We start from the raw sequence: 19026 nt of genomic DNA on the forward strand, positions 1-19026 counted from the left end.
AAACGGAAATGGTTGAAATTTCGGCAGGAGGCGTAGTCTATCGCCGGAACGAGGCTGGACTTTTGCAAATCCAGCTGATACAGGACCGTTATGGCAAAGTGTCGCTCCCGAAAGGCAAGATGGAGCCCGGGGAGACGGTCGAACAAACGGCGCTTAGGGAAATTGCCGAGGAAACGGGCATGATCGGGGTTATCGTTAAACCGATTGACCAAATCAAGTATCAGTATCATGATGCGAATAAGGGAACCGTCAATAAGGAGGTTCATTATTATTTGGTTGAAGCGGTTGGCGGATCGCTCCAGGCACAGGTGGAAGAAATCCGCGGTGTCGAATGGTTTGATCCGCTTGAAGCCTGGAGACGCCAGAAGCAGTCGGGCTATGAGAATAATAACCGGATTGTAGCGGGAGCCCTCAGCTTGCTTGGCGTAAAGTTTGATTAGACCGGAAGCTTGCGGAAAGCCGGCAAATAGCAGAACGGCAAGGCAATCAGCGAGCTTAGAATATTGAAAATCGTTTGGGCGTGTGCGATTTGGCTGGCCGGGGAATGGGCGAACCAGCCTGAAATAGCCGATAGCTCGCCAAGGAACGGCATGAAAAGCAAAGCGCCGCCGGCGTTTAGGATGGTATGAGACCATGCTACGTATTGACCAGACTTTGAACCGCTGAAGGATGCGAGCAGCGCGGTTGCGCATGTACCGATATTCGCGCCTAACACAACGGCAACGCCAAGCTCGAGAGGCATTGCCCCGATGGCTGCAAAGCCCATAATAATACCGATTACAGCAGCACTGCTGTGGACGATTGCTGTCAGCACCGCGCCGGCGGCTAATCCCCACCAGAGGCTGCTTGTTGATTTTTCCAGGAACCAGCTGAACATGGAGCTTTCCTGCACGGCGGGACCAATCGCCTGCATCATGGCCATCCCGGCAAGCAGCAGGCTGAAGCCGCCTAAGGCAACGGCGGAGGAGCGAACGGTCTCGAGCAGCCGAAGCGACCGGTTTTTGGGCCAGATTCCGAGTTCGTTCAGCAGTACGGTTGAAAGCCAGCCGGTCAGGGACAGCAGAAGCAATGGAACGGACAGTTTATTTAAGCTCAGGCCGATAAGCTCGGTCGTCAGGCAGGTGCCGATGTTGCTTCCTAGGATAATGCCTAGTGTCCGGGGGAAGGTAAGCAGGCCGGCATTGACGAGCCCTATGGCGATAACGGTAACGGCTGTGCTGCTTTGCAAAAATGCGGTAGTTGCCGTGCCGACTGCAAGGCCATGGATGGGGGTCGCCGTTGAACGATGCAGCATACGCTGCAGATACGGGCCGGCTAACCGGTGCAGCGCCAGCTCCATCAGCTTCATCCCGCTTATAAAGATGGTGAAGCCGATCGCCATTGGCAGAAGAATGGAATGGAGCATAGCAGGATTCTCCTTTTTATAAAAAGTTATCGTTGATACATATGCTTACGCTAAGACAAGCATGACAAGCCAGGAACAGAGAGGGAGATTAACGAAGTGAGCAAAGCGAAAGTATGGCTGCAGAAGGGCCGCAGGAAACGTCTTGAAGCAGGCCACCCATGGATTTACGCAAATGAAATCGAAAAGCTGGAAGGGGAAGCGGAGCCGGGAGCGCTGGTAGATGTCGTTGGGTCTAACGGTAAATATTTGGCAACCGGTTATTACAATCCCAAGTCCCAAATCACGGTCCGGGTCGCCTCCTATCAGCCGCTTGAAGAGATGGACGCGGGCTTCTTCCGCGAGAAGTTTCGTCTTTGCGAAGCGCACCGCAGCCGGTTCGTGCAGGACCGCGATTGCCGGCTCGTTTACGGAGAGGCTGATTTTGTTCCCGGTCTAGTGGTAGACCGTTTCGCCGATGTGCTGGTCGTTCAGATTCTGACGCTTGGACTGGATATCCGCCGGGAAGCGATTGTAGACGCTCTTGTTGACGTATTCCAGCCGAAGGGGATCTACGAGCGGAGCGATGTGGGAGTTAGGCAGCTGGAAGGACTTGAGCTGCGTACCGGAGTTCTGTACGGGGAGTGCCCGCGGATACTCGAGATTGAAGAGAATGGTCTTAAGCTGGAAGTCGATATCGTGGAAGGTCAAAAGACCGGTTATTTCTACGATCAACGCGAGAACCGCGCTTCTATCGAACCCCTGATGAAGGGCTGGGGAGCTCGCAGCGGCATTCGCCTCGAGAACCGTCCGGCTGATACGGATACCGAAGTTACGAGGCTTGTACCGGTGAATACGAACGGCAAAGAAGTGACTTTCCCTTATTGGGACGGTGCGACCGTGCTGGAGTGCTTTGCCCATACCGGCAGCTTCACTCTCCATGCCTGCAAATACGGCGCGAAAAAAGTAACCTGTCTCGACGTATCCGAGCATGCCATCGATACGGCGCGCCGCAACGTGGAGCGTAACGGCTTCACGGATCGCGTAGAATTTGTCGTGGCGGATGCCTTTGATTATTTGCGCACGCAGGTAAAAGGCGTTGAAGAGCGTGCGGAGCGCAGCCGTGCCGGTGCGGATACTTCGAAGCCTCTTAGCGGCGGGGGCCGTACATGGGATGTTGTTATCCTCGATCCTCCCGCTTTCGCAAAGACCAAAAGCGCAGTTGCCGGAGCATGCCGGGGTTATAAAGACATCAACCTGCATGGCCTCAAGCTGGTTAACGAAGGCGGCTATCTCGTTACGGCCAGCTGCTCGTACCATATGCGGCCGGATCTGTTCCTAGAGACGATTCAGGAAGCGGCATCCGATGCCGGCAAGCTGCTGCGTCTCGTGGAGTGGCGGGCTGCTGGCAAGGATCATCCGCAGCTGCTTGGCGTATCGGAAGGGCATTACTTGAAATTTGCCGTGTTCGAAGTGCGGAGTAAATAATACGGAAAAAGCCGTATGGATCGGTGAGGGATCCATGCGGCTTCTTGTTCGAAAAATAGACATATTCAATCGATTAATAGATGTGTATAATAGGAATGTAACGCTGAGAGACAGACGACTGTACCCAGCGGTTCCATAATGGACAGAGCAGTTCACTGCATGTCTGCTAACCCATAATCCGGCAGAGCGGAAATCCGCATGCGGGATTTTTTATTTTATTCTAAGAATTTATAATGGACGATAGCCGGTTCACCTTGCTAGAAGGATTCTTTGAATTGACGGCTCAGCTCGACACGCTGAAGCTTCAGCAGCCAGACCTCTTCCCGTAACGTTTTCAAATCGGAGGAATCATCGGAATTTCTCAATTGCCGATAAAGATCAAGCATCTTCCGGTTGATGACGTCAAACTTTCTCCATAGTTCAGCGGCTTTCACTGACAGAGCCTGCTGGCATGCTTGTTCCTTCCACCCGGCGAGCGAACGGGTAATCTCCTGCTGCCACTCCAGATCGCCGATTTGCTTGGCATAGTTGTATAAATCCAGATAATCGTTAATCCATTGCGTATCTTCCGAGGTCATTTGCCGTTCCTCCAATCCGGATCATTATATTACCTAGTATTATACTCGGCATTTAAGGGATTGCAATATTTTCTTGTTAAAAAGATAGCACTTCTTCCAGAACATACGTTTGTCGTCCGGGTGAAAAAGGACCCGCGCTATGATAGAATGATAGATTATGAGATAGATTCGGAGGGGAAGAGTTAGGATGGGGCTTCGATTTGTGCTTGGCCGCTCGGGAACGGGGAAAACAACGTATTGTCTGGACGCAATCCGCGCCAAGCTGCAAGGCGAGCCGGATGGAGCGCCGCTTGTTATGCTGGTCCCGGAACAGGCTACATTCCAGACGGAGTACGCGCTTTTGAAAGGCACGTCGCTAAGCGGGACGATTCGCGCCCAGGCGCTTAGCTTCCGCCGTCTGGCCTTTCGCGTCATGCAGGAGACGGGCGGCACCGCGTTAATTCCGATCAGCGATAACGGCAAGCATATGATGCTGTTCAAGATTATACACAGGCTCGGCAAGCAGCTTGAGCTTTTCCAAAGCGGGGCGGAGCAGCCCGGTTTCATTGAACGGCTTGGCGAGCTGCTGACCGAGTGGAAGCGCTACGGGATTGATGCCGATCTGCTGAAGGAAAAAACGGCATCGGTAGAAGACGCGTCGCTACTTAACCGGAAGCTGCATGATCTTCGGCTTGTATATGACAAGCTGGAGCAGGAATTGCTTGGCCTTTATATCGATTCGGAAGATTATTTGACGCAGCTGATTGCAGGCTATGCCAACGCGCCGGCGATGCAGGGTGCCCATCTGTGGATTGACGGCTTCCATGGTTTTACGCCGAAGGAATACGATGCGCTTGGCACGCTGATCGCTTCTTCCGCGGAAGTGACCGTTGCGCTTACGCTTGACCGTCCTTACGATAACGGCGAAATGCCGCATGAGCTTGAACTTTTCCACCCTACGGCCGAAACGTACGGCAAACTGGCTGCTCTAGCGGCGCAAGCCGGCGTACCCGTGCATGAAACCGTCGTGCTGGATGAAGGAGTTCCATACCGCTTCAAAGGGAGTTCGATGCTGGCTCATCTAGAGAAGCATTATGGCGGAAGAACCCCAATGCTTATACCGGATAAGAAGCTGCTGGCTGTAGACAGTTCTGCCTGCGGCGTATCCCTCCATGCCTCCGCCAACAGAAGAGCCGAGGTGGAAGCAGCGGCGCGGGATATGGTTAGGCGGGCACGCGAAGAGGGTCTTCGCTGGCGAGACATGGCGGTTATGGTGCGGAACGCGGCTGAATATACGGACTATATTCAAACGATTTTCGATGATTACGAGATTCCCTACTTCCTTGACCAAAAGAATAATACGGTCCATCATCCGCTCGTTGAATTTATCCGTTCCGCGCTGGAGACGGTGCTACACGGCTGGCATTACGAGGCGGTATTCCGGTGCATCAAGACGGAGCTGCTGTTCCCGATTGACGGCAGCATGTCGCGCGAGCTTTTTGACCGCTTGGAGAACTATGTGCTGGCAGCCGGAGTCGACGGATGGAAGTGGCTTGACCGCTCCAGGTGGAAGCCGCTTATGCAGCAGTCTCTTGAGGATGAGCCGGAAACGGTATCCGAGCCGTCCGCAAAAGCCAAACGGGAATTTCAGGCCGTTATGGCGGCGAGAGAGGCGATTGTACCTCCGCTTCGCCGGTTCGAACAGTCTTTGAAGAAAGCCTCCAACGTCAAGGACATGTGCGAAGCGTTATACAAGCTGCTGGATCATGCGGATGCCGCCGACCGCCTTGAACGATGGAGCCGCGAGGACAGCGCGTCCGGTCGTACGCAGCGTGCCAGATCACACCGCCAGCTATGGGATGGCGTCATGCAATTGCTGGATCAGCTGGTGGAAATGGTCGGGGACGAGGATATGCCTCCGGAGCTGTTCGCCGGCATGGTGGAGACGGGGCTCGAAAATCTGAAGCTTGCGGCGGTACCTCCCGCGCTTGATCAGGCACTGATCGGCAGCATGGACCGGACGCGTTCCGGGGATGTAAAGATCTGTTATGTGCTTGGCGCCAACGACGGCGTAATGCCGATGCGCATTCAAGAGGACGGCGTGCTGACCGAGCAGGAGCGGGAACGCCTTGCCGAAGAAGGTCTGGTCATGGCGCCGGGCGTAAGACGCAGACTTCTCGACGAACGTTTCCTGATCTATAACGCCCTGACAACGGCCAGCCAGCATCTGTGGATCAGCTGGGCGCAGGCCGATGAGGAAGGGAAAACGCTGCTGCCTTCGGAAGTGATCCGGCAGGTGAGGCAGCTGTTCCCCGGCATTCCGGTCTATCAGAAGGCGGGAGAGCCGACTCCGGGTATGGAGACGGGCGAGCAGCGCTCTTATATCGAGCATCCTCAGAGGACGCTTGCCTATTTGATCACGGAGCTTCGTGCCTGGCGGCAAGGGTCCGAGATTGCGCCATTCTGGTGGGACGTCTATAACTGGTTTGCGATCCGGCCGGAGTGGCAGGACAAGCTGCACCTCATGAACGGGTCATTAAGCTTCTCCAATCAGGAGACGGTGCTTACGACAACAACGGCAGAGCAGCTCTACGGGACCAAGCTGAAGGCAAGCGTGTCGCGGATGGAGCGATTCGTATCCTGTCCGTTCCAGCATTTTGCCATTCACGGCTTAAGGCTGCGCGAACGCCAGATGTACCGGCTTGAAGCGCCGGATGTCGGGCAGCTGTTCCATGCGGCGCTCAGCCGTCTGGCCGGAAGCGTCGGGCAGCGCTGGGGCTCGATGCCGGAAGGGCAAATTCGCGAAGCGGCGGCGAAGGCCGTTGACGAGCTGGCGCCAAGGCTGCAGTCGCAAATCCTGCTCAGCAGCGGCAGGTTCCAATACATTGCCCGCAAGCTGAAGGAAATTGTTGCACAGGCGGCGGTTATTTTAAGCGAGCATTCCCGCAGGGCTCAGTTCCAGCCGGTCGGGCTCGAGGTTGATTTTGGCCCGGACGGCACGCTGCCTTCCCTTGTCATTCCATTAGATAACGGGGGCACGATGGAAATTATCGGACGGATTGACCGCGTAGACGCGGCTGAGACCGAGGAGGGCTTGCTGCTGCGCGTCTTGGATTACAAATCGAGCGCAACTCAGCTCAGGCTGGAGGAAGTGGCGTTTGGACTGTCTCTGCAGATGCTCACATACCTTGACGTGCTTGTTACGCATGCTTCCGAATGGCTCGGAAAGCCGGCATCGCCTGCGGGCGTGCTTTATTTCCACGTTCATAATCCGATGCTTGCGGTATCCAACGGGCTATCCGTGGCCGAGGTAAACGCAAGAATGCTGAAAAAATTCAAAACTCGGGGACTTATTACAGCCGAAGCGGAAACGGCCAGGCTGATGGACGGCGATCTGGAATCCGGCTACTCGGAGATTCTTCCTGTTGCATTGAAGCGCGACGGAAGCTTTTACAGCAGTTCTTCCGTTGTGACGGACGATCAGTGGGATGTGCTGCGCAGCTCTGTCAGACGGACCATCGGAAAAATAGGTGCGGAAATCGGCTGCGGAAAGGTGTCGATCGAGCCTTACCGTCTCGGAACGAAGTCGCCTTGCCAATACTGCGATTACAAGCCGGTATGCCAATTTGACCCGTTATTCGACGGCAATGAATACACGAAGCTGAGCAAGCTTTCGGAAGATGAAATTTGGCAGCAGCTGCATGGAGAGGAGGAGACAGCGGATGGAAACGAATAATAGGCCGGCTAAACCGGAGAACAGCACATGGACCGATGACCAGTGGCACGCGATTGTGACGGAAGGCTCGGATGTTCTGGTTGCCGCGGCGGCAGGTTCGGGAAAAACGGCGGTACTGGTAGAACGGATAATTCGGAAAATCTCCTCGTTCTCCGATGTTGACCGGCTGCTGGTCGCAACCTTCACGAAAGCGGCGGCTGCCGAAATGAAGGACCGGATCCGGATTGCGCTGGAGAAAGAGCTCGAAAGGCAGCCGGAATCGGAGCATCTGCGCAGACAGCTTGCGCTTATGAACCGGGCGTCGATTACGACGCTCCACTCATTTTGTCTCGATGTTATACGCAGGTATTATCCGTTAATCGGGCTCGATCCGGGCTTCCGGATTGCTAATGAAACAGAAAGCGAACTGATGCGCATCGACGTGTTGGATCAGCTGTTCGAAGAAAAATACGAAGGATCCGCCGAAGACAGCGGGGCATTCCTGCGCCTGGCCGACCGCTACGGCGGCGAGCGCGGCGACGAGCCGTTGTACAAGCTGGTTCAACAGCTCTATGACTTTGCGCAGAGCCATCCTTGGCCGGAGCATTGGCTCCGCCAAACCGCGTCCAGCTTTATGGTTGAGGACGTGGAAGGGCTCAGGAGCAGTCCTTGGGTGGCCAGCTTGAGGACTGACGTCGAGCTGGCGCTGTCGGGTGCGGCGTCCCTTCTTGAGCAGGCAATGCGGTTGACGCGGGAGCCGGCGGGGCCGGCCCCTTATGCGGCAACCTTAGAAGAGGATCTCGCGGTTGTGGCCAGCCTAGCCGAAACCGTACGCATGCATCCTTGGGAGATGTGGTTCGAATCGTTCCAATCCGTGCAGTTCGGCAAGCTGAAGGCTATGCGCGGCGATGATTACGATAAAGGCATGCAAGAGCAGGCCAAGGAGCTTCGCGATCAAGCGAAGAAGCTGATCAGCTCGCTTGCGGACGAATTGTTCGGACGTTCGGCGGAGGAGTTCGCGTGGGAGCTGCGGGAGCTTGCTCCGCTCATGGCTGCGCTGTCCGAGCTTGTCATTGAATTCGGACAGCGGTACGAAGCCGCGAAGCGGGCGAAGGGTCTGCTCGATTTTGGCGACCTGGAGCATTATTGCTTAAGGATATTGAGATCGCCGGAGTCAACGCCTGAGCTTACGACTCCGTCGTCTGCGGCTACGGAGTATCAGCGCCAGTTCGATGAGATTCTGCTTGACGAGTATCAGGATACCAACATGGTGCAGGAAGCTATCGTGTCCCTGATTGCCAATCCGCATGCCGGCAACCGGTTTATGGTAGGCGATGTGAAGCAGAGTATTTACCGGTTCCGTCTGGCGGAGCCGAATTTGTTCATGAGCAAATACAAAAATTACGGTGCGCCGGGCGGTGACGGTCTTCGTATCGATCTGGCCCGCAACTTTCGGAGCCGGCTTGAAGTCGTTGACGGAGTAAATGACGTATTCCGCGCCATCATGAGAGAAACGGTCGCGGAGATGGATTACGACAAGCGTGCCGAGCTGGTATGCGGGGCTTCCTATCCCGAGCCTGACAGGCCAGGACGATTTGCCGTCGAGCTTGCGGTTATCGATAAAGCGGGCTCTTCGGACGAGGAGGATGGGTCGGCATCAGCTGCGGATTCCGATGAAGAATCCGAGCAAGGCGCCGGCCCGGCTGCCGAATCGGCGGAAGAGCTGCAGACGGCGCAGCTGGAGGCAAGGCTTATTGCCCGCCAGATCCGTACGCTGCTTGACGAAGGCTTCCGAGTCTATGACGGCAAGAAGCGGGAGAACCGCCCGATGGAATGGCGCGACATTGTCATTTTGCTGCGGGCCACGCAGGCTTGGGCTCCCGTCATTATCGAGGAGCTTCAAGGTGCGGGCATTCCCGCCTACGCGGAGCTGAGCAGCGGGTATTTCGACGCGACAGAGGTGGAGACGATCCTTTCCTTGCTTCGGGTGATTGATAATCCGTATCAGGATATCCCGCTAGCGGGTACTCTTCGCTCCCCGATTTTCGGCTTGAATGCCGAAGAGCTGGCTCTTATCCGGATCGGTGCAATGCATGATACCTACTATGACGCGGTGCTGCAGGCGGCGGGCGATCTTCTTTTGCCGGATGAGCTGAGACGCAAGCTGTCGCTGTTTCTTGACCGGCTGGACAGATGGCGGAATGATGCTAGACAAGGCTCGCTAGCCGATTTGATCTGGAGTATATACCGGGAGACCGGCTATTACGATTTTGCGGGGGGTCTACCCGGAGGCGTGCAGCGTCAAGCGAATCTTAGAGCGCTGCATGACCGTGCCCGCCAGTATGAGGCGACCTCCTTCCGGGGCTTGTTCCGCTTCCTGCGCTTCGTTGAGCGGATGCGGGACAGCGGCGGTGATCTGGGTACCGCCAGGGCGCTTGGGGAACAGGAAAACGTCGTGCGCATTATGTCCATTCATAAGAGTAAAGGACTTGAATTTCCCGTCGTGTTTGTGGCAGGCTTAGGCAAGAACTTTAATCAACAGGATTTGCGCAGCGCATTTCTGAAGCATAAGCAGCTTGGCTTCGGTCCCAAATTTATCGACCCGGAGAAACGCGTCAGCTATCCGACTCTGCCGTTCCTCTCGATCAGGCGGCGTATGCGGATGGAAATGCTTGCCGAGGAAATGCGTATTCTCTACGTTGCGTTAACCCGTCCCAAGGAGAAAATGTTCCTGGTCGGCACCGTGTCCGATGCCGCGGCCAAACAGCGCCGCTGGCAGACCGCCTCGGATGCCAAGGGATATATTCCGGATTTCCGGTTAAGCTCGGCGTCTACATTTCTGGACTGGCTGGGTCCGCTCGCATCCGCAGCTTTTAATCAGCTGCCGGATGAAACGGTGCCGGGACAGGAGGAATCAAGACTGCTGCAATGGCGTGCAGGCGTTGTAGATGCCGCCATGCTGGGGCTTGAAGCGGCGATTGGCGTCGAGGAGCGTACGGAAGAGGATCAGGCGAGGGAAGACCGCCTGCAAGGGGTATTGTCTTTAGCCCAGCTCGATCGGGTGGACCGGGATGAAGAGCTTCGCAATCGGCTGGAGTGGCGTTACGGCTATCGCGCATCTACCCTTGTAGCGGCCAAAACGTCGGTTACGGAGATGAAACGGCTGCATTCGGAAGCGGTGGAAATGCCGGAGGACAGCGCAGCTTTATATCCGGTCGGTGCCTTTTCCGAAAGGCAACAAGAAGACGGCAAGAAGAGCGGCAGCGGTGGCAGTTATACCTTCCGGTTAAGACGGCCGCGGTTCATGGAGGAAGCCGCGCTTACGGCTGCCGAGAAGGGAACGGTAAGCCATCTTCTGATGCAGCATTTACCGCTTACCGGTGATGTAAACGTGGTCCGGCTTGAGTCTATTCTGAGCGATATGGTATCGCGAAAGCTGCTGACCGCAAGACAAGCAGAGTCGATCGATCTTCCGGCCGTTGCAGCCTTTTTCGACACGGAGATCGGCAAGCGGCTTGTTCTTGCCAAATGGGTAAGGAGAGAGGTTCCGTTCAGCTGCATGTTCCCGGCGCAGCGCGTGTATCCGGGACTGGCATCCGATATGGCCGGAGAACCGGTTCTGATTCAGGGCGTCATTGACTGTCTCTTCGAAGACGAGAACGGCATTGTCCTGCTTGATTATAAAACCGACCGGATCTATATGAAGCAGTGGGAGCAGGCGGCAGAGCGCCACAGATTCCAATTGGAGCTGTACGCGGAGGCTATCGAGTCGGTTATCGGCCGGCCGATTGCGGAAAGCCATGTATTCTTTTTTGATGGCGGACAGGCAGTAAAGTTATAAAGACGCTAGGCTATCGCATTCATCTCCGCGGGAGGACAGCATTCCTGTCTTTCCGCGGAATAATGACTTTTTTTATCGACTTGGAAGGATGAACAAGAGATGGAACAGGATAAGGAACAATCAAAGAAACGGTCTTACGCACTGCCGATTACTTTATTGCTGCTTGTATTCAGCCTTACGGGCAACGTGTTTCTATACTCGCAATCGCTGCAGGGCGGCCAGGATGATAAGTACGAAAAAGGGTTGGATGTAATCGAGGCCGCTAAGAAAGCAACCTCTTATTATCAGGCCGTGCTTGATGATGCGGCTGCTATTTTGGAAGGGAAAACGTCAGAGGCAGGCACCGTGATCCGCGATGCAGCCGGTGTGAATGATTTCTTGCAGCAAGCGGGCAGCTTTGATGCGGATCATCCCTTTGATTCCGGCAAAATCTATGCCTACATGATTGACGTTGATCATTCTCTATCGTACATAAAAGAGCAGGACGGACCGCTTACAACGCAGGAATCCGCGTACTTGAAAGCACTGCAGGACGTCTATTCGAAGCAGCTGGCGATCGTCAAGCAGTTTAACTTCGACGCGGACAAAACGCGCAGCGGTGCGATTCAGATCGGGGCGGGAATCGGATGGCTTGATATCGCCAAGCAGTTGGAGCAATCTATCGAAGAGCAATCTAGCATGAAATTGTCCGCCCAGTAGCCAAAAGCCCAGTTCTGCATACGCTAGTAGCAGACGGGAGGCTGACAAGGATGGAGAAAAGCAAGAAGGAAAAAGGGAAATTGACAGAGGTGAAGCCGGCTGCGTCCAAGCCGGCAACGATTGCTCCAGAAAAGGCAGAGAGCCTGGCACCGGCCGTGCAGGCGGCGGTAACGGCGCCGCAGACCCAATCGCTGAAGGAACACTGCTCCGCGCATATTCACCGCTATGTGCTCGCGCAGACGCATGACGGATGGTGTATCGACGGCATCGTTGAATACGTGGATGACCAATATTTATGTCTGGCAGTCCCAAGCAGCGGGTCCATGGGCTGGGACAGCAGAGCATTTTTGCCGTACCCTGGTCTTTATCCGTATCCCTACTACCCAAGAGGACGCTTCAATCGCCAGGTATTGCCTCTGGCAGGGCTCCTCGCATTGTCGCTATTGCCATTTTATTAAGAGCAAAAGGTTATATCCGGTTCAGGAACGCGTTTGCGTTCCGGCTGGCATTCTCCGATTGGACGAGCATACCATTTGTTTGTTATAATTATTGGCATAGTATGGAATGAAGGGAGGGGCATATTTGGACTGTATTTTTTGCAAAATTATCGAAGGCTCCATTCCTTCGACGAAAGTGTTTGAATCCGAGAACGTCATTGCGTTTAAAGATATTCAGCCCGCGGCTCCTGTACATATATTGATTATTCCCAAAAAACATATTCCTACGATGAACGATGTTACCGAAGAGGATGGACCGGTCATCGCGGAATTGTTTGCAGCTGCTCGGGAAATCGCTAAGCAGCAAGGAATTGCCGAGTCCGGTTACCGGCTCGTTAATAATGTGAACAGCGACGGCGGCCAGGTTGTTTATCATCTTCACATCCATTTACTGGGTGGGGAGAAGCTAGGTGCACTAGTAGGAAATAGTGTAAGTTGACACTTCATTTTGTTTTGTCTTATAATGAAGTGTGATAAACCGTGTTTATGTTTAATGCTCTGGACGGTCTGTTTCGGAGGGAGGGAAAACTGGTGTCTGAAACTAAAGTTCGCAAAAACGAAACTATTGATGCTGCGCTTCGCCGCTTTAAACGTTCCATCGCTAAAGATGGTGTTTTGGCAGAGGTGAAAAAACGCAAGCATTATGAAAAGCCAAGTGTAAAGCGCAAGAAGAAGTCCGAGGCTGCGCGTAAGAGAAAGTTTTAGGAGGATCCTTCCATAATGAACCTGAGCGATAGATTGAACGACGATATGAAGCAAGCCATGAAGAATCAGGACAAGTTCAAGCTGACTACGATTCGCATGATTCGTGCAGCTGCTAAAAATTTGGAAATTGATTTGAAGCGTCCTCTCGAGGATGCTGAAGTGGTAGATATACTTAGTCGTGAAATCAAACAACGTAAAGATTCCCTCCAAGAATTTAGCAAAGCCGGCCGAGATGATCTGGTTACAGATCTTTCAGCAGAAATTGAAATTATTAGTCAATACCTTCCCGTACAGCTGACCGAAGAAGAGATAAAAGCGATTGTAACGCAGACCATCCAGGAACTCGGTGCTTCTTCCAAAGCCGAGATGGGAAAAGTCATGGGTGCGCTTTTGCCAAAAACAAAAGGGCGCGCTGATGGTAAACTAGTAAATCAATATGTACAACAATTTCTGCAATAACTATATGTTCGGACGAAAACACCCCTTTCGAGGGGTGTTTTTGCTTTATTTATGACAATTTTGAAACATAATGTTCATATAAGCGTATTAACGGTTACTGATTGAAAAGGAGGAGCGACACTTTGCAAACGAAACGATGGCGCATTGCAGCTGTCATTTGGCCTCTTCTGATGCTTGTTTCGATGCTGCTGGTTACGGCAGGCGGACTGGCAACCGGCGGTAAAACCGCGCATGGAGCGGAAGGGTCAGGGCTTGGTCCCGCGGTGTACGTTGTGCCGGTTAAGCAAACGGTGGAGTCCGGACTTAAATCGTTTTTGGAGCGGGCATACAAAGAAGCGGCCGAAGCAAAAGCGGAGAGAGTTATTCTGGTGATCAATACGTTTGGCGGAGAAGTAACCAGCGCCGAGGAGATTGGCGAACTGATCCGTAAAAGCAGTATTCCTACTACTGCTTATGTAGAAGGTAAAGCGGTTTCGGCAGGAACTTATATTGCGCTTAATGCGCAAAACATTGTTATGGAACCCGGGAGCACGATTGGCGCAGCGGCAGTCGTTAACGGCTCCGGCGATCTTATCGACAACCCGAAGGTTGTTTCCTTCTGGGTGAAGACGATGAGGGAGGCTGCTGAGCTAAATGGCCGTAACCCGGATATTGCCGCCGCGATGGTGGATCCAGGAGCGACATTGCCCCTTCCGGATCTGAAACAGGTGAAGCAGTCCGGCCAGATTCTGACCTTAACGGCTGATGAAGCGCTTAAAGTCGGATATGCCGAATACAAAGCGGAGTCCGTGGATGACGCGATCAAATGGCTGGGGCTTGAAAACAGGGAGCGGATCGAACTTAATCCTTCGATTGCGGAAAAGATTGCTACCTGGCTGGTAAATCCGATCGTCATGACCGTGTTATTCATCTTGGGCATTGCAGGTATTGCGATCGAGCTGTTTGTGCCGGGCTTTGGAGTTCCGGGCATTGTAGGCATTCTGTCGTTTGGCTTGTATTTCTTCGGCCATTACATTGCGGGGTTTGCGGGGATGGAGTCCGTTGTGCTCTTCATTGTCGGAATTGCGCTGTTGTTAATCGAGGTCTTTGTGCCTAGCTGGGGAATACTCGGCATTCTCGGCAGTGCCTCGCTGATCGCCGGCGTGTTGACAGCAGCTTCAAATCCGATGACGGCATTTATCTCGCTCGTTATCGCTTTGGTGGCAGCGGCCGTAATCCTGTACTTTGTAGTCCGAAAATACAAAGACCGGGGGATCTGGAACAAATTTATTTTGCGCGAGAAGCTGACAACCGAACAAGGGTATTTGTCCGCGGAAACCAAGGAGGATCTTCTTGGCCAGGAGGGGATTGCGATAACGCCGCTCCGCCCGGCGGGCACGATTCAGATTGGTGAGAACCGGATTGACGTTGTGACATCCGGCGAATTTATCGCTTCGGGCAAAACGGTAAAAGTAATAAAAACCGAAGGGACTTGGGTTGTCGTAAGAGAGGTCCTATAGGATAATAAGAAAAAAATGACATGGAGGGTTATACCCAATGGACGGAATGGTATCAGTTTTAATTATTGTAGTGGTAGCGATTATTGCGCTATCGGTATTCCTCAGCTTCTTCCCGATTATGCTGTGGATTTCCGCTCTGGCATCGGGCGTACGGATCGGCATTATTACGCTGGTTGCGATGCGTCTTCGCCGCGTAACGCCTAGCCGGATCGTGAACCCGTTGATTAAAGCGACAAAAGCCGGTCTAGGGCTTACGATTAATCAGCTGGAGAGTCACTTCCTCGCCGGCGGTAATGTTGACCGTGTCGTTAACGCCTTGATTGCAGCGCAACGCGCGAACATTCCGCTCGTCTTCGAGCGTGCGGCCGCAATTGACCTCGCAGGCCGCGATGTCCTGCAAGCCGTGCAAATGAGCGTTAATCCGCGTGTTATCGAGACGCCTATCGTAGCTGCGGTTGCGAAGGACGGCATTGAAGTGAAGGTTAAAGCCCGCGTGACGGTACGCGCTAATATCGAACGCCTCGTCGGCGGTGCCGGCGAAGAAACGATTATCGCCCGTGTCGGCGAAGGTATCGTTACAACGGTTGGTTCTTCGAATTCGCATAAAGACGTACTCGAGAATCCGGACATGATCTCCCGTACCGTGCTTGGCAAAGGTCTTGACGCGGGTACGGCCTTCGAAATCCTGTCCATCGACATCGCGGACGTAGACGTAGGCAAAAATATCGGCGCACACCTGCAAACCGAGCAGGCTGAAGCAGACAAGCGGATCGCGCAGGCGAAAGCCGAAGAGCGCCGCGCGATGGCGGTAGCGCAGGAGCAAGAGATGAAGGCCCGCGTCGTAGAGATGCGCGCGAAGGTCGTGGAGTCCGAATCCCAAGTACCGCTCGCGATGGCGGATGCTTTGAAATCCGGTAAAATCGGCGTAATGGATTACATGAACCTTAAGAATATCGAAGCCGATACCCAAATGAGAAATACGATTGGCAAGCCGGACACTCCTAACGATAAAGACAACTAAGGCGTTTAAGCCGTGTCTGGCAAGGAGGTGCTGGCGTGAAAATTATAAGTTTCCTTCTCGAAAATATATATTGGGTAATCGTGGTGGGCGGGGTGCTCTTCTCGATGTTCGGGCGTTCGGGCGCCAAGAAGCGTACGAACCGGATGCCGAGCTTTGGAGGAAGCAACGAACGCGAGCCGCAAAAACCGGAATACCGTCAAGAACCGGCATGGGAAGAGGATGACGAAGAGGAATATCAGCCTCAGAAGCCCATAATGGCTGGCTCTCCCGTTCAAGGAGAAAGGGGTGGCTCCGTGGAAGGGAACAGGTCGCAAACGCTGGAGAGGACGATTCAGGCGGCACCAAGCCGGCCTGCGGAACCGCCTCGAGCGCGGCTTGCTGCAGCTAACAAACCTCAGACGGCAGCGGCTCCTGCAGCATCTGGTCAAACCGATACGTCGAATCCTAAAGCCGACGAGCTGCGCAAAGCGGTCGTATGGGCCGAAATATTAGGTCCTCCGCGTTCCAAGCGCCCATTTGGCAAATAGACCTTAAAACCATAACAGCCGGGTAACGATGCGATCATGCATCGTTGCCCGGCTGTTTTTTTATCGGAACGCTACTCCATATATCTCATAAATCGTTCCAACGTCGCATATTTTGGTACAGTACAATAATGTGCACTCGCGCGGCGGAGGGGGACAATGGATCAACTATGGGCCGTATAAACCGTAAATTTCGAAAATGGACTGCCGATATATTGGATTTGCCGCAGGATGTGGTCTATGATCTGCCCCGCATGACGATGATCGGCGATCGACAGCTCTATATCGAGAATCACCGCGGCGTGCTTCATTTCTCCAGCGATAAGCTGAGACTTGCCTTAAGCAAAGGCGAGCTGGAGGTAACGGGAACCTCGCTTGTCATACGTACGATCTGGACGGAAGAGGTATTCATAGAGGGTCAAATTAAAAGTATCGAAGTAAGGGATCAGGAGGGATAAGCATGGCGGGTCAATGGCTGCAGTGGGTACGCGGTGTTGTTACGGTGCATATCAGGGGCGGACAACCTGAACGGCTTGTGAACAGGGCTCTCGAAGGGGGGCTCGAGCTGTCTTCCATTCGGTGGACAAGCGGTGGGAAGCTGGAATTCGAACTGTCGGTAGGCGATTTTTTCCGTCTTCGCCCGTTTCTGAAAGAGACAGGCTGCAGGGCGCATGTCGTCAAGCGGGAAGGGATGCCTTTCTGGCTGGTCCGCTTTGAGAAAAGAAAGTTTTTCGCGATCGGGATCGGACTGTTTTTTGTAGGCATCTATTTGCTGTCCTCCCTTGTCTGGTCCATTGAGGTGAAGGGGAATGTCAAGCTGACCGAGGAACAGATACTGACCGCTGCCAAGAAGGAAGGAATCTTTCCGATGCAATGGTCGTTCAAGCTAAAGGATAAAGACCTGTTATCCAAGGAATTGGTAACCGACCTTCCGGGAACGACCTGGGTTGGCGTAGAGAAAAAAGGGACAAGGATCGTTATTCAGGTCGTTGAATCGACGGAAGCGGAAAAGGCGGAGCTTCAGAGTCCGAGGCATTTGGTTGCTTCGAACGATGCTGTCATAACGGAAATCTATACCGAGAAGGGCCGCCCTGTCGTCAAGAAAAATATGAAAGTCAAAAAAGGACAGACTTTAATCTCGGGAACGATCGGAGGCGGTTCGTATACGCAGTCGGTTGTGGCGAAAGGCAAGGTCCGAGGCCTTGTCTGGTACGAATTCAATGTCGCTTCTCCTCTGACGCAGGAGGTTAAAGTATACACGGGAGAGAAGAAAACAAAGTGGTACGCGGTCATTGGAAGCCGTGCGCTGCAAGTAAGCGGTTATGGCAAAAATCCGTTCGACACGTCCGAAAACGTTGTCGTGGAGGAACAAGCGACATGGCGCGGCTTGAAGCTGCCGTTCGGACGGCTTAAGAAAACGGTTATGGAGGTCCGCACCGATGAGCGGGAGCTTACCGAAGAGGAAGCGAAAAGCAACGGAATGCTCCAGGCGAAGGCCGATGTCATGGTGAAAGCAGGCAATGACGCGGTTATATTAAAGGAAATTGTTTTGCATGAAAAGACGGACAATGGTAAAGTTTATATGAAAGTTCTATTTGAAGTGGAGCAATCAATCGTAGAAGAGATGCCACTAGTCCAGATGCAAGGAGAATGAGGTTGTTGCAGAGTGAAGCAAAAGTAGTCAAAATTCCGCTCCAAAATGCAGTAGAGGGCTTGGCCGTATTTGGTCCCCAAGATAAGTATCTAAAGCTTGTGCAGCAACAGATGGAGGCTACTCTGTCATCCCGAGACGCGGAAATTGTTATTTCCGGCCCGGCACAAGAGGTGGAATCGCTAGAGCAGTTGTATAACGTGCTGCTACAGCTTGTCCGCGGCGGATATACTCCGTCCGAGAGAGACATTACTTATGCGCTTGATCTTGCGCGCAGCATGCAAGCGGAAGAATTGCTCGATTTGCTTAAGGCTGAGATTACGACGACTTACAGAGGCAAGCCGATTCGCGTGAAGACGATCGGTCAGCGGCATTACGTGAAGACAATCAAGAAGCAGGATATCGTGTTCGGTATTGGCCCTGCCGGTACCGGCAAGACTTATCTTGCGGTTGTTTTGGCCGTAGCGGCGCTTAAGGAAGGCTCTGTTAAAAAAATAATGTTGACCCGTCCTGCAGTTGAAGCCGGCGAAAATTTGGGCTTCCTGCCAGGCGACCTGCAAGAAAAGGTAGATCCGTATTTGCGCCCGCTCTATGACGCGCTGCATGACGTACTGGGTCCTGATCAGACGACAAAGGCGTTTGAGCGCGGAACCATCGAGATTGCACCGTTAGCTTATATGCGCGGACGCACGCTCGATGATTCGTTTATTATTTTGGACGAAGCGCAAAACACGACCCCGGAGCAAATGAAAATGTTCCTGACAAGGCTCGGCTTTGGCTCGAAAATGGTGATTACAGGCGACGTGACGCAAATTGATTTGCCGCGGGGCAAAAACTCCGGGCTTATCGAAGCGCAACGCATTTTGAGAGATATTGAGGAAATTGGTTTTATTCATTTTTCCGAGCAGGACGTCGTTCGCCATTCCTTGGTTCAGAAAATAATCGTGGCATACAACTGGGACGCTGAAAACAAAGCATAGAGAGGAATG

General features: G+C 53.4%; 17 protein-coding genes. 15 read left to right on the forward strand and 2 right to left on the reverse strand.

Features of this window, described 5'->3' with window-relative positions:
- The first annotated feature begins 8 nt into the window (after positions 1 to 8).
- Complete coding sequence (locus WFJ73_RS03350; RefSeq protein ID WP_336771706.1) at positions 9 to 440, forward strand: NUDIX hydrolase; 432 nt, start codon at positions 9 to 11, stop codon at positions 438 to 440.
- Here WFJ73_RS03350 and WFJ73_RS03355 read toward each other — a convergent pair.
- Positions 437 to 1405, reverse strand: a complete 969-nt coding sequence (locus tag WFJ73_RS03355; RefSeq protein ID WP_336771707.1) for a Na/Pi cotransporter family protein — start codon at positions 1403 to 1405, stop codon at positions 437 to 439. The genes WFJ73_RS03350 and WFJ73_RS03355 overlap by 4 nt on opposite strands.
- A 96-nt stretch (positions 1406 to 1501) precedes the next feature.
- Here WFJ73_RS03355 and WFJ73_RS03360 point away from each other — a divergent pair, with 96 nt between their 5' ends.
- Entirely contained in the window at positions 1502 to 2869 is a 1368-nt protein-coding gene (locus tag WFJ73_RS03360) for a class I SAM-dependent rRNA methyltransferase (protein ID WP_336771708.1), read from the forward strand.
- Positions 2870 to 3126: 257 nt separating this feature from the next.
- On the opposite strand, the gene WFJ73_RS03365 is transcribed toward WFJ73_RS03360, so the two are convergent.
- Positions 3127 to 3447, reverse strand: a complete 321-nt coding sequence (locus tag WFJ73_RS03365; RefSeq protein ID WP_336771709.1) for a hypothetical protein — start codon at positions 3445 to 3447, stop codon at positions 3127 to 3129.
- A gap of 187 nt (positions 3448 to 3634) precedes the next feature.
- On the opposite strand from WFJ73_RS03365, the gene addB reads away from it, so the two are divergent.
- The 13 genes from addB (at position 3635) to WFJ73_RS03430 (ending at position 19017) form a co-directional block, all read left to right on the forward strand.
- On the forward strand, positions 3635 to 7162 hold the full coding sequence (addB, locus tag WFJ73_RS03370) for a helicase-exonuclease AddAB subunit AddB (RefSeq protein ID WP_336771710.1): 3528 nt from the start codon (positions 3635 to 3637) through the stop codon (positions 7160 to 7162).
- Entirely contained in the window at positions 7149 to 10982 is a 3834-nt protein-coding gene (gene addA / locus WFJ73_RS03375; protein WP_336771711.1) for a helicase-exonuclease AddAB subunit AddA, read from the forward strand. Before addB ends, addA begins: the two co-directional genes overlap by 14 nt.
- A gap of 99 nt (positions 10983 to 11081) precedes the next feature.
- On the forward strand, positions 11082 to 11681 hold the full coding sequence (locus tag WFJ73_RS03380; protein ID WP_336771712.1) for a hypothetical protein: 600 nt from the start codon (positions 11082 to 11084) through the stop codon (positions 11679 to 11681).
- 50 nt (positions 11682 to 11731) lie between these two features.
- Entirely contained in the window at positions 11732 to 12139 is a 408-nt protein-coding gene (locus WFJ73_RS03385; RefSeq protein ID WP_336771713.1) for a hypothetical protein, read from the forward strand.
- Between the two features lie 124 nt (positions 12140 to 12263).
- Positions 12264 to 12617: a histidine triad nucleotide-binding protein gene (locus WFJ73_RS03390; protein ID WP_336771714.1), complete on the forward strand. Its 354-nt coding sequence runs from the start codon at positions 12264 to 12266 to the stop codon at positions 12615 to 12617.
- Between the two features lie 92 nt (positions 12618 to 12709).
- Positions 12710 to 12883 (forward strand): 30S ribosomal protein S21, encoded by a 174-nt coding sequence (gene rpsU / locus WFJ73_RS03395; protein ID WP_005547957.1) that lies wholly within the window; start codon positions 12710 to 12712, stop codon positions 12881 to 12883.
- Between the two features lie 15 nt (positions 12884 to 12898).
- Positions 12899 to 13342 carry a GatB/YqeY domain-containing protein gene (locus WFJ73_RS03400; RefSeq protein WP_015843825.1) on the forward strand — a complete coding sequence of 148 codons (444 nt, stop codon included), beginning with the start codon at positions 12899 to 12901 and terminating at the stop codon, positions 13340 to 13342.
- Positions 13343 to 13464: 122 nt separating this feature from the next.
- Entirely contained in the window at positions 13465 to 14841 is a 1377-nt protein-coding gene (locus tag WFJ73_RS03405; protein ID WP_336771715.1) for an NfeD family protein, read from the forward strand.
- A gap of 37 nt (positions 14842 to 14878) precedes the next feature.
- Positions 14879 to 15862, forward strand: a complete 984-nt coding sequence (floA, locus tag WFJ73_RS03410; RefSeq protein WP_127496399.1) for a flotillin-like protein FloA — start codon at positions 14879 to 14881, stop codon at positions 15860 to 15862.
- Between the two features lie 35 nt (positions 15863 to 15897).
- Positions 15898 to 16389, forward strand: coding sequence for a hypothetical protein (locus WFJ73_RS03415; RefSeq protein WP_336771716.1), 492 nt, complete (start codon positions 15898 to 15900; stop codon positions 16387 to 16389).
- Positions 16390 to 16556: 167 nt separating this feature from the next.
- The gene (gene yqfC / locus WFJ73_RS03420) at positions 16557 to 16844 is read left to right on the forward strand and encodes a sporulation protein YqfC (RefSeq protein WP_015843829.1); all 288 of its coding nucleotides are present in this window, start codon (positions 16557 to 16559) and stop codon (positions 16842 to 16844) included.
- A 2-nt stretch (positions 16845 to 16846) separates the two neighbouring features.
- Entirely contained in the window at positions 16847 to 18040 is a 1194-nt protein-coding gene (gene yqfD / locus WFJ73_RS03425) for a sporulation protein YqfD (RefSeq protein WP_336771717.1), read from the forward strand.
- Positions 18037 to 19017 (forward strand): PhoH family protein, encoded by a 981-nt coding sequence (locus WFJ73_RS03430; RefSeq protein ID WP_201003738.1) that lies wholly within the window; start codon positions 18037 to 18039, stop codon positions 19015 to 19017. Before yqfD ends, WFJ73_RS03430 begins: the two co-directional genes overlap by 4 nt.
- Positions 19018 to 19026 lie beyond the last annotated feature (9 nt).

The organism is Paenibacillus sp. MMO-58 (assembly GCF_037146255.1).
In the GTDB taxonomy this organism is placed as follows: Bacteria; Bacillota; Bacilli; order Paenibacillales; family Paenibacillaceae; genus Pristimantibacillus.